At 56.6% G+C, this 11,379-nt stretch carries 6 protein-coding genes and 2 pseudogenes; 5 read left to right on the top strand and 3 right to left on the bottom strand.

From position 1 onward, the window contains the following. The first annotated feature begins 130 nt into the window (after positions 1–130). The 5 genes and pseudogenes from AC066S_RS37940 (at position 131) to AC066S_RS37920 (ending at position 7,519) form a co-directional block, all read left to right on the top strand. A pseudogene (locus AC066S_RS37940) lies at positions 131–1,334 on the top strand (IS701 family transposase). A 481-nt stretch (positions 1,335–1,815) separates the two neighbouring features. Then, positions 1,816–1,956 carry a transposase gene (locus tag AC066S_RS37935; protein WP_164719144.1) on the top strand — a complete coding sequence of 47 codons (141 nt, stop codon included), beginning with the start codon at positions 1,816–1,818 and terminating at the stop codon, positions 1,954–1,956. Between the two features lie 369 nt (positions 1,957–2,325). Further along, positions 2,326–3,783 (top strand): type III secretion system effector XopH, encoded by a 1,458-nt coding sequence (gene xopH, locus AC066S_RS37930; protein ID WP_209311902.1) that lies wholly within the window; start codon positions 2,326–2,328, stop codon positions 3,781–3,783. A gap of 448 nt (positions 3,784–4,231) precedes the next feature. Continuing rightward, positions 4,232–5,767 carry a XopAG/AvrGf1 family type III secretion system effector gene (gene xopAG / locus AC066S_RS37925; protein WP_205680574.1) on the top strand — a complete coding sequence of 512 codons (1,536 nt, stop codon included), beginning with the start codon at positions 4,232–4,234 and terminating at the stop codon, positions 5,765–5,767. A gap of 566 nt (positions 5,768–6,333) precedes the next feature. Further along, positions 6,334–7,519: pseudogene (locus AC066S_RS37920) on the top strand (IS256 family transposase). Here the strand turns inward: AC066S_RS37920 and AC066S_RS37915 are convergent. The 3 genes from AC066S_RS37915 to AC066S_RS37905 all read right to left on the bottom strand — a co-directional run bounded on the left by AC066S_RS37915 (position 7,483) and on the right by AC066S_RS37905 (position 11,133). After that, on the bottom strand, positions 7,483–7,608 hold the full coding sequence (locus tag AC066S_RS37915; RefSeq protein ID WP_283810199.1) for a hypothetical protein: 126 nt from the start codon (positions 7,606–7,608) through the stop codon (positions 7,483–7,485). The pseudogene AC066S_RS37920 and the gene AC066S_RS37915 sit on opposite strands and share 37 nt — an antisense overlap. 121 nt (positions 7,609–7,729) lie before the next feature. Next, positions 7,730–9,274 (bottom strand): XopAG/AvrGf1 family type III secretion system effector, encoded by a 1,545-nt coding sequence (gene xopAG / locus AC066S_RS37910; RefSeq protein WP_209311903.1) that lies wholly within the window; start codon positions 9,272–9,274, stop codon positions 7,730–7,732. A 392-nt stretch (positions 9,275–9,666) separates the two neighbouring features. Further along, positions 9,667–11,133 (bottom strand): alpha,alpha-trehalose-phosphate synthase (UDP-forming), encoded by a 1,467-nt coding sequence (locus AC066S_RS37905; RefSeq protein WP_478271872.1) that lies wholly within the window; start codon positions 11,131–11,133, stop codon positions 9,667–9,669. Positions 11,134–11,379: the final 246 nt, after the last annotated feature.

The raw sequence follows: 11,379 nt of genomic DNA, 5'->3' as shown, positions 1-11,379 counted from the left end.
CGTTGCTCTGGTCGGGCTACGCCCTCCCGACGCAACGACAAAATCGCAAAGCCCCGCATTCAGTGTAACCTGGCAGGAATCCACTTAATTTCCGCGGGGCACTGTCCAAACAACCGGGGCCAGCTCTTCGATAGAGGAGACGCTTGCGTTGCGGGCGGCGTCGCTTCGGGAGATCAAGAAGCGGATTCGTCCGTTGTTCACGCAAGAGCGTGTTGCGACGAATGCCGGCCTGTTCCTGGAAGGCTTGCTTGGAGATGAACAACGCAAGACCGGTTGGATGCGCGCGGAAGCGGCTGGCGATCCCGGCCCATGGCGCCAGCAGGCGATCTTGGGTCGCGGGGATTGGGACGCCGATGCCCTGCGCGACATCGTGCGTGACTATGTCATCGAGCATTTGGCGGATGACGATGCGGTGCTGGTGATCGACGAGACCGGCTTTCTCAAGCAGGGCAGGGCGTCATGCGGGGTGGCGCGGCAATACACTGGTTCGGCGGGCAAGATCACGAACTGCCAGATCGGAGTCTTCGCTTCCTACGTTTCGCGCCACGGTCATGGGTTCATCGATCGCGCGCTGTATCTTCCGAAGGAATGGACCGATGATCCGGATCGCCTGGAAGCCGTATACGTGCCCCCTGATGCCGGCTTTGCCACCAAACCAAAGCTTGCCGCGAGAATGATCGCCCGCGCGATAGCCGCGTCTGTACCATTTAAGTGGGTTGCCGGTGATACGGTCTACGGTGTTGGCGACATCGAACAGCAACTACGTCGGGCAGGCAAAGGCTACGTGCTCGGGGTCAGCAGTGCTCATGTGTTTCGATCCTGGGGCAAGCGACCGCCGGTCGCCGGTACGGCTGCACACATAGCCCGGACGCGGCGCTCATCTGACTGGAAGCGTCTGTCGGCGGGAGCCGGAACCAAAGGACCGCGACTACACGATTGGTGTTATCTCGAATTGGCCGATCTCGAGGCCGAGCAGTTCAACAGTGCTAATGATGGCTTGTGGACGCGCGGTCTACTGATCCGCCGTCGGATCGCCGATAATGACCTCGCCTTCTTCACCACCTGGTGTCCAGCGGGAACATCCATCGAAACGCTGGTCGCGGTCGAAGGCCATCGATGGGCGATCGAGGACAGCTTTGAGACCGCGAAAAACGAATTCGGGCTCGATCACAACGAGAGCAGATCCTGGCATGGCTGGCACCGTCATGTGTCCCTGGTGATGCTCGCCTTCGCCATGATGGCCGCAATCCGGCATCGCCGCCAATCCGCCGCCGCCCAAAAAAACGAAACACCGTCCTCTGGCAAAAGCCAAAGTACAACCACGCCGCCGCTGATCCGTTGGTCAATCCAGGAAATTCGCCGCCTTGCCATCAGACTTGCTCGAAAGCGTATTCAGCCCGCACACATCATGGCTTGGTCTTGCTGGCGCCGAGCTCACCAGGCGACCGCGCAACACGCTCACCTCAAAGCAAAAAACAACTGTAATGTTAGGTAAGCCTGGCGTTTCGGTATCGAGGCTTGCGCTCGAACATGGGGTCAATGGGACCCTTATTCGGAAGTGGATCAAGACGCAGACGGTGCCCCGGTCTCTCCCGCCGTCTTCATCACCGGCGTTCATTCCGGTTCAGCTTGAAAGGTCTGCGGATCGGACCATGTCGCGGCAGAGCAGTGTGGTGACGGTGGATCTGCCGGTGACTTGCGATGAAGTGCGTGGGCCGGAATTCAAAAGGACAGCGGCTTTTTGCTCTCCAGCCAAAGTGAGCGCGTCCCTGCCGAACAGCGTGAAGCTGAGCCATGTTCAGACCGGGCGGTGACATGCAAGTCTATCTGCACCGTGAGCAGATCGACTTCCGGGCTGGCATCAACAGCCTCGCGATTCTGGTCCAGCAGCGATGGCGTTCGATCCGTTTGCTCCGGCAGTTTTTGCGTTCTGCAATCGCCGTTGCGACCGGATGAAGCTGTACCAGCTGTCTACGAATGATGGATGCGAGCGTTCCACCGCTCGACCCGGCAGGCTATCATCTCCGCGGCAAGCTCTTGCGGAACGATTCCCTCAACGCAACCACACGAGCTGCTGCGAGGGAGCCAGCCCTCTGCAAGCACCAACCGCAACAGGTGGCCGACTGCTCTATTGGCCCACTGGAACCAGGGGCACCTCGGCCCCGAGACGCACCATCCATCACGGCCGCCGATGTCTTCATACCGATCGAGTATTTTGCGCCTTGCACCGCCTCAAGTAGAGACGTGTGCAGGTGCTCATTCATCCGGTGACTTTGGGAGATTGCCGTTAAGCCTCTCCTCCGCCCAAACACCGGAGTTCGATGATTGGCGTCCGAGACCGAAGTTTGGATCGCCGAGACTAATCGCTGCGCGACAATCACGATGATCTCAGCCAATTCGGCGCTTTATAGGAGGTCGATGATGAGAGGCATTGACGGGTTTGGCAAGGCGCCCATCGGGTTATACAGCGCCAGCCAAGGTGATAGCCCGGACGATTCTCCCGTTGGACCAGCTGTTGGCGTTCAAATAGTCGGCCCATCCTCCTGTCCCGTCGTGGAGCAGACGCGCTCTGAGCCTCAAGAGTCAACCGCTTCCGCCTCTCGGACGGAGCAGCAAACCGACGGTGTCCCTCCTTCGCAGCCGGAGTTACTCGGTGAGACATTTGAGCGGCTCAGCCCGATCGATCTTCTGATGGCATCGCAGAAAAATCATCAGCTCGCTCAAGAGGGGTCCAGCGACAGCAACGAGATTTCGAACGTCCACGCCCCCGCTACGCCGAACCCTGGCAAAAGTTCCGTCGCTGCAGAGATAGATGGCTCACCAAAATCAATTAAGCGTACGTCGTCAATGGCCAAACGCCTTTCCCAACGCATTTGGAAATTCAAGGGCCCGTTACTAATGCCGACGCGTCCTTTGGCAACACCACTTCTGCAATATGACAGAAGCCCTGGATCAGTAGATAAATTTAGATCATCGGATGAGTTTGATCTTCCGGAAGGCTGTAATGCAACAGGCTGGAAGGACCTGCATGTGTCCGGCAGCGCCAGTATTGCTTCCATCGAACAAGTTAGTAGGTTGAACCCATCGCCGAAGAGCCCAGTAATTGTACTTGACCTCCGGGAAGAGTCCCATGCGATCGTTGGAAATTTTCCGGTGACTTGGGGGGTGCCCAATAACTGGGCGAATGTTGGCAAATCGCGCGAAGAAGTTCTAGCGGATGAATACGATAGGATAGATACGCTAAAAGGGCAAGTGACAGTGCAGCTACTTCATCGCCAAGACGTTGCGAATGAGATTGATGATAATCCGCGCTCAGTGACCTTGAGTAGACCGCAAATCTTTAGCGAAGAAGAAGTCGTAAGAGCGGCGGGCGCAAACTATGTACGCTTGATGGTGTCCGACCATCTCGTTCCGCGCGCAGAGGATGTTAATGCGTTTATTGAAATGGAGCGGGGCATGGCGGCTCACGAGAAGCTGCATGTGCACTGTAGTGCAGGTCAGGGCCGCACGGGCATCTTCATCGCAATGCACGACATGCTGCGTAATGCCTCACGGGTGTCGTTTGAGGACATAATAAATAGGCAGCTCGCGTTTAACCCTGGGCGAGCCTTGGATTTCCACAAGAACATCGCCCACGAAGAGCGTTCAGACTTCCGCAATGATCGGCTGGAGTTCATTTCGCTTTTTTACGAATATTCCAAAGCAAATTCCAATGGACAGCCCTTTTTATGGTCCGAATGGCTTGACCTCCATGGCCCCGAAGGGATCGATGACGGGCGATAACGGTAACATATTCTTTCAATTACATTGCGTAAGAAATGTTTATCGACTGGGTGTTTCAGCGAGCGAGCGGGAGGTCGTTTGGAATAACAGCTTGCGCAACTTTCTCGCGTGAGCCTGCATGGATGGCGATCGCTGCGCGACAACACGATGAGCTCATTCAGTTTGTCGCTATGTAGGAGAGGAACATGAGGTGCATTGGTAAGCGCGGCAAGGCCGCCCATCGCGTGATTTGGCACCAAGGAAGCGTGGTTTACTCTTCAGAAATTCAACAGGACCCGGGACATCCCCGGGCCGCACGCAAAACCGACAACTTGTTTATGTGCCTTCAATCGAGACGCCAAATGGATGCTGCTTTTTGCTGCTAGTCGAGCACGCTCGTCGCAGGTCACCTGCGACTGGTGATTCAAGCTCGCCGTAATCGCATTACGATCATGGAAAGTAGAAGATAATGCGCATTGATAATAATGTGGTCAGGACGATGATGCAGAACGCCCCACGCGCCGAGACCTCGCCGCAGGGCGCTATGGTCACAGACAAGGCGAATATGACTGCGCTGGCCAATTTTCGAGCGCATCATCAAGCCACGTCTGCTCTCCGTAAGTCAAATCAAAACACGAACTCGCCGGGCGGAGAGGAAACAGGTGGGGATCGCGACTTGCCGAGCCAGGCCTCTCGCGCGATGAAGTATGCATTGGGGATGGCTGGTGCGGCATATCTTTACGATAAGGCTACCAATGATTTTTTTCTCTCGACCACGTCTTTGCACGACGGCAAACGTGGATTCACGAGCAACGACAGGCTCAATAAGGCCTATGAAATAGCAAAAGTCCGCTTCCGCCACTACCACCGCAGCAGTCCAAAAGACCAGAAGCGGAACAATCGGTGGATTAATCCCGTGCGGACCTGTGGCAACAACCAGTTCGTGACCATCACCGACTATCGGGCAGCTACGAAAGTGCACGTCATGCACCTCATAAACACGGAGAAGGCGCGCTCGTCGCTGATGAAGAGCCTTACGTGCTACAAGGGCCAACTCGTGAAAGCCGACAACGTTGCCAAATATGCTCCGCCTGTCATTCCGAGTAATCCCGATTTGACGAAGAGCAGCCTGTACAAGCAGAAGAACAAATATGCGCTGACGGGCGTCGCCAATGATGAGACCGGAGCTCGCGGGTATACCTCGCGGTCGATCACCCGACCGTTCGTGCTCAACGGCTACAAACACTTCAAAGACGTCTGCGAGACGAAAGGCTTGACACCGCAGCAATGCGTGGAGTCACTCGAGGGCTTGCTGGAGAGGGATGACAAGCTTAGCGAAGATGCGCAGTTTGCCGCCGGCCAAGCGATCTTGAACTTGAGGCAGGTCTATGCCGCAGACGAGCACTGGGGAGATGCCGAGAAGATCGTCATGAAGACGCTGGCGCGGCACGGTTTTCTGTCGCCGGACGAGACCTACAAGATCGATGAGAGCTTGATGTTCGAAGACCTGTCGAAAAGCATCTTCAAGCGAAATACGGGGGTCATGGGACCACTATTGCACAAACTGGAAGCCTGCTTCCATAGGTTTCGGCTGAGGAATGATCCTGCAGCACTCGATGACCTTAAGCCCATGGCGGCCTCAAAAAACATGGAGAACCTCGCCATAGCTCATTTCAAGTTGAACGAGCAGGGTAACGGGTTCGAAGACTGCTCGGGGCTCGGGGACTCGTTCACATGCGCCAATGCTGTGGCGTGCATCAATCACGCGAGACTGATGAGCGGTGAAGAACGGTTATCCAAAGACGATGTAGTGGTGCTCATCGGGTGCTTCAACGCGGTATATGACGACGCCAGCGGAATCCGGCATACACTTTCTGAGATCGCGCGAGGGTGCTTTGCAGGCGCGGGCTATACAGTGGCGGATGCAGATCGATTTTATGGAAACGTGTGCAGGATGGCTGCAGAAGAGTTCTACGTCGGGGAAAAGCTGGCGCGGCATGGTTGACGTAAACAAACTGCGATGGAGGACGACCCGTCCGCGTGACCAGGCGAGCCGACGAGCTGCTCGGCGCCATTTCGCCATTCGGCAGGGCCGAGCGCCAAGCCTCGTGTACTTATTCGCTACGCGTCCCTCCGGATGCGATCCAATTCTTCGCTAGCCTCGGCCGAAAGCTATAACCAATGAAGTCAAACGACTGCTCCGAATAAGCGCCGGCGCGATTGGCATCTTTGCAATAGACGGTCTTGTCTTTTCCGGATGCCCCCGTAGCCCGCAACTGACAGACATGTTGGTGCCGCAAGCCAAACGGCCGACGTCGTTTTGTGTGGGCATTCGTGCGTTCGATCCGGTCACGATTGGGCTTGGTACGAAAGCAAAGGAGACCGAGAGCTGTGCGGCCGGCCCTACGAACTTTGATGCGTCGCTGCTTGGCAACAGCAATCGTGGACATTCGTTCGAGGGCAAGGAAACCGATTTAGCGAAGCTGCCGATAACGTACAGAGTCTTTCGCACTTTCAGGATTGACGGCTTCTTCTTGAATGAAGGAGCTTTGAATGAACGATGGGAATGCCATGGGTCAGGTGATCCAAATTGATGAGGCCCGGATTCGAGATCACCTGGGCGAGATGGTCCGCGGGACGGTGGAAGAGACCCTGAACGCCATGCTGGAGGCCGAAGCGGACCAGCTGTGCGGGGCTGGGCGGTATGAGCGCAGCCCGGCCCGGCAGGACACGCGGGCAGGCAGCTACGAGCGAACGCTGCAGACCAAGGCGGGCGACGTCAATCTGAAGGCTCCGAAGCTACGGCGGCAAACCTTCGAGACGGCGATTATCGAGCGCTACCGGAGGCGGGAGAGCTCGGTCGAGGAGGCGCTGATCGAGATGTATCTGGCCGGGATTTCGGTTCGGCGGGTCGAAGACATCACGGAGGCGCTGTGGGGCACCCGGGTCAGCCCGAGCACAGTGTCGAACATGAACAAGAGGATCTATACCAAGATCGAGGCGTGGCGGAATCGCAGGATCGAAGGCGAGCATCCGCATCTCTACTTCGACGGCATCGTGATGAAGCGCAGCTGGGCTGGTGAGGTTCGCAACGTCTCGCTGCTAGTGGCCTCGGCGGTCAATGCCGAGGGGTTCCGGGAGATCCTCGGCATCTGTGAGGGCGCCAAGGAGGACAAATCCGGCTGGTCATCGTTTCTGCGGCATCTCGTCGATCGCGGTCTCAGGGGCGTGCAGTTGGTTGTTTCCGATGCGTGCCGAGGTCTTGTCGAAAGCGTTGCGGATTATCTGCCGGAGGCCCGCTATCAACCCTGCATGGTGCATTTTCATCGCAATGTCTTCAGCCACGTGCCGTCGACCCGGGTCCGCGAGGTCAGCCACATGCTCAAGGCCATTCATGCCCAGGAGAGCCGCGCCGCGGCCGACGATAAAGCCAGGACCGTCATCGCGGATCTGCGGGCCAGCCGTATGGCCAAAGCTGCTGATCTCATCGAGCAGGTGGTTCACGACGCTCGCCTACTATGCCTTTCCGGACATCCATTGGCGGAAGATTCGAACGAACAATCCGCTCGAGCGCATCATTAAGGAGATCCGGCGACGAACCCGTGTCGTCGGCGCCTTCCCCGACGGCCAATCCTGTCTCAACTTGGCGGCGGCCCGGCTGCAGCACATTGCCGGAACGGCGCAGTCGACCAAATCCTACATGAACATGCGACCGCTCTATCAGCCCCAACTCTCTGAAACCGGAGCCGTCGCCTGATCAACAGCGCGAAAGATGCTGGAGGCCAGATCGGCCACCGACACATGCTCCCGCAGCGCCTCCAGCGCGATCTTCCACTTCAGCGCCACATCGATCTTCCACGTCGGTTGCGATGGAATCGCCCAAATCCAATTGGCGAACCGGTCCGATTGTCGGAGTCCATTTCACCAAGACGTGGCTCGCCGAATGCTTCCATTCTTCGAGCGTCGCCTACGAGGCGGCGCCCTCAGCGTATCTGGCTTTGCCACCATAAAACTCGTCGGACGCATTCTTGCACACAGTTCTGTAGAAGTCGTCAGCATCTTCCGTCGCGTATCCAGCCCCGGCAAAGCATCCTCTCGCTGTTTCCTGTAGAGTATGCCTCACCCCGCTCGCATTATCGAAAACCGCATTCAGACAACCAACAAGTGCCACCACATCATCCTTTGACAAACGCTCGTCGCCATTCATCATTCTCGCGTGATTGATGCAAACGGCAATGTTGAACGATGTGAACGAGTCGCTTAGACCCGAGCAGTCTTCAAATCCATCTTCGCTATCATTCAGTCTAAAATGAGCAATCGGAAGGTATCTCATTTCTCCGACTTCCCTATGCCAAAAGTTTTTTGGTGATACCAGCTCCATTGCAGAAAGTGCGCTATGCACACGGACGTACGCATCATGAAAAAACGGGCCGATCACGCTGGTGTTTCTCCTAAGCAAGCCCTTTTCCATATCTTCCCGAGCAAATGGCCTCGTCTTGCCCATTTTCTCATTTTCCGCCAGAGACAGCCATCCGTTTTCATGAAGATAAGGCATCAGAACCTTGTGTGCGGTTCCCCACTTGCTCTCATAGACCCGGCTGAAAATCAAAAAGGCTTGGCCCGCGACCAGCTGAGCGTTTTCACCAAGGCGGCTGTCGCTATTGAGGTGGGCTTCCAGTGCCTCGACCGCTTGCTTGGGTGAAAGAGATCTGTCGCTTTCAACTTCTGCAATGAAATGATCCAGCCCCCTCTCAATGAACGGCTTCGTTATCGTCCTCGATGCATAACCGGTCGAGCCGGTTTGTTCATTTCTAACACCTGACAGGGAGTACTTGTTCTTGCTCAGGTATTCTGGTGAACTCGTCAAATCCAGGCTGTCAGGCACGATCGTCGGAGCATGTCTTGAGACACCCTCAATTGTCATCCCGCCCCCTTTGAGGCATTTGATATTTTTCATAATGGACATGTGTGCCTGCTCCGTATTTACCAGGTTCTTGAGGTGAACCTTGGTGGCAGCACGGTAATCTATCATGGATGCAAATTTGTTAGAGCCAACGAGTCTAGGGGCTCTGACCTGGTTGGCAACGCCATTCTTCTCTTCATCGGAAAGGCTGCAATAAATTTGAAAGTATTCTTCCGCTTGTTTTCCGGCCTTGGTAAGTCTGGTGTCGCTGCTGAAGCCCCCCTTTCCGTCGTGCAAAGAGGTAGTGGAGAGGAAAAAGTCGTTAGCCATCTTGTCATAAAGATAGGCCGCTCCGAGCGCGCCAAAGCATACGCGAGAGGCCAAGCCCGGCAAATTGCCGTTTCCGCGCGCTTCCTCTCCGCCACTGGATTTCGAGCGTTGATTCGGCCCCCGAAGACCAGCAGGGGTCTGTCGAGTGGCAAGGCACTCGATCGGTGGAGTCGTATTCGACTTCGTGGTGTGCGGCCGAACCAGCAAGCCCTGTGGTGCGATCTCGGTGCGCTGCGCCGCCCGAAACACTGTTCCGAATTGACTGTTTGTGATACGCACTTCCTATCGCCCTCCAGTAGGTGAACCGGCTCGCACTGAATTGTCGCTTGGTAGCTATTAGACCTCGAGTTTTGAAGTGAGATCAGATACCGGGATCAGTTCGCGTCCGACATGAGGTCTTACTTCAAGCACTTTCCCACCTGCGCAACCAGCAGGGCACTCACGGCTTCGTCGGCGGAGGCGAGGTGCCCAGAGGAGATGAAGAGGCTGTCACACGGACCGGTGTATCAATCACGAGCAGCCTCAGATCTTCGTGACCGGCAATGTCGAAAATCTCACCCGTAGGCACTTCTTTTCGACCAATCGGTCGCTGGCGACCGGCTCTTCGGCCGATGGTCGGAGCCGTCGGCGGCGGCGCTCAAAGGCTATCCTGTGTATGTCTCACCGGTCGGCTAAAGCCTCAAAGGCTCCCCCTCGCCTGGGCGCCCCCTCAGCTCCGTGTGGGCGCGATCGACCTTATCGTAGGCGATCACTGCGGCGGCGCGAAGTTGGCTTTTGTCCAGCTCTCGAAGGTAGTCCGCCGACCAGTGGTGGATCGTATATGCTTCAAGTTTCTCCATCATCGACCGCCAGCGCCTGATACGCTCCTGTCGCGGCATGTTGACCGCCTGCCAAATTGCCTCCGTGATTTCTTCAGGACGGTTCGGATCCACCAGCAGCGCCCCCTTGTCGTTGAAGTCTTCAGCCGCACCCGCGAACTTTGAGAGCACCAGAACGCCCGGGTCCTTCGGATCCTGTGCAGCAACATATTCTTTCGCGACGAAATTCATGCCGTCCCGCAATGGCGTCACGACGCCAACACGCGCAGCGCGGTAAAGACGCGCAAGTGCCGACTGACTGAACGATTCGTTCTTGTAGTGGATCGGGCTCCACTCGTCCGTGCCGTGCTCGGCATTGACCTGGTTGACCCAGCTCTCCACCTCGTTTCTATACCTCTGATACTGTTCAACGTCGGCACGTGATGGGGGCGCGATTTGCAACAGCGAGATGCTGCGCGGCTCAGCCTTCACCAAAAGCTGATTGAAACCCTCGACCTTTTTGTCGATGCCCTTGGTGTAGTCGAGCCGATCGACCCCTATCGCAAGCGTAGTGCCCTCGACGCTTTTCAGCAAGGACGAAACTTTCTCCTGCTCTGCGGGAGACAAGTCTTCGGCCAGGTATTCTGCAAACTGCTTCGGATCGATACCGATTGGGAACTTTTGACATCGCGTCTGGCCGCGCTTCGAGATAACAACGCCATCCTTGCTCTCCAGCCCAAGATGGGAACGCAGACAGGCGAGGAAGTTATTCACGTCCCGGTTCGTCTGAAAGCCCAACAGATCATACTCCAGCATCGACTTCATCAGTTCGCGATGATTGGACACCAGCTTGATCATGTCAGGGGCGGGCCATGGCGTATGCAGGAAAAAGCCGATCGGCCCTTCGATGCCGAGCTTACGCAAATCTGCCGCGAGAGGAAATAAATGATAGTCGTGCACCCAGAATGCGTCCCGATCCTGCAAGCCAAACGCCGCGCGCGCGATGAAGTCGTTCATCTCTCGATAGCTGCGGTACCCCTCTTGCGTGCGCGATATCCGGTCGGACAGGGAGTGCAATGCCGGCCACAACGTCGAGTTCGAATAATCTCGATAGTAGCCTTGATAGTGCTCAACCGGAAGATCGAGCTTGGCCACGTGGCCTTTGCCAGCCTTCTCGAGCGGCAGAGGCTTCTCAGTCCCCTCGCCGCGGATGTCCGAGGAGAACATCCAGACCGCCTCGGAACATTCCAAGATTGGCTTGAGGCCTGCTGCAAGCCCACCGGTCTGGGGTTCATTGGGATCGAAGCGGGCGCCGCGGTTCGAAATGACGACCAGCTTCATTTTTGGCGCCTGGCCGACCAACTCGAGACGATCGTTAAGCTCGTTTGAGATAACAGGCTGGAAAGGACCTCCGATGGCGTATTGCTCCAGCTGCAGTGGGATCTCGCTCAGGCGTCGTTTGAGCTGGTCCCGCAAATCTGAACAGCGCGATAAGTGGAGTTTCTGCCTGACGGCGGGCAAGATTGACCCGCGAATCAGGAGAGACGATGAGCAGACGAGCACGGCGGAACCACACTCCGGCTTTCA

This window comes from Bradyrhizobium sp. CFUWI, from assembly GCF_056429085.1.
Note: the sequence above shows the minus strand (reverse complement) of the source record. Positions and strands in the feature narration are given on the sequence as shown.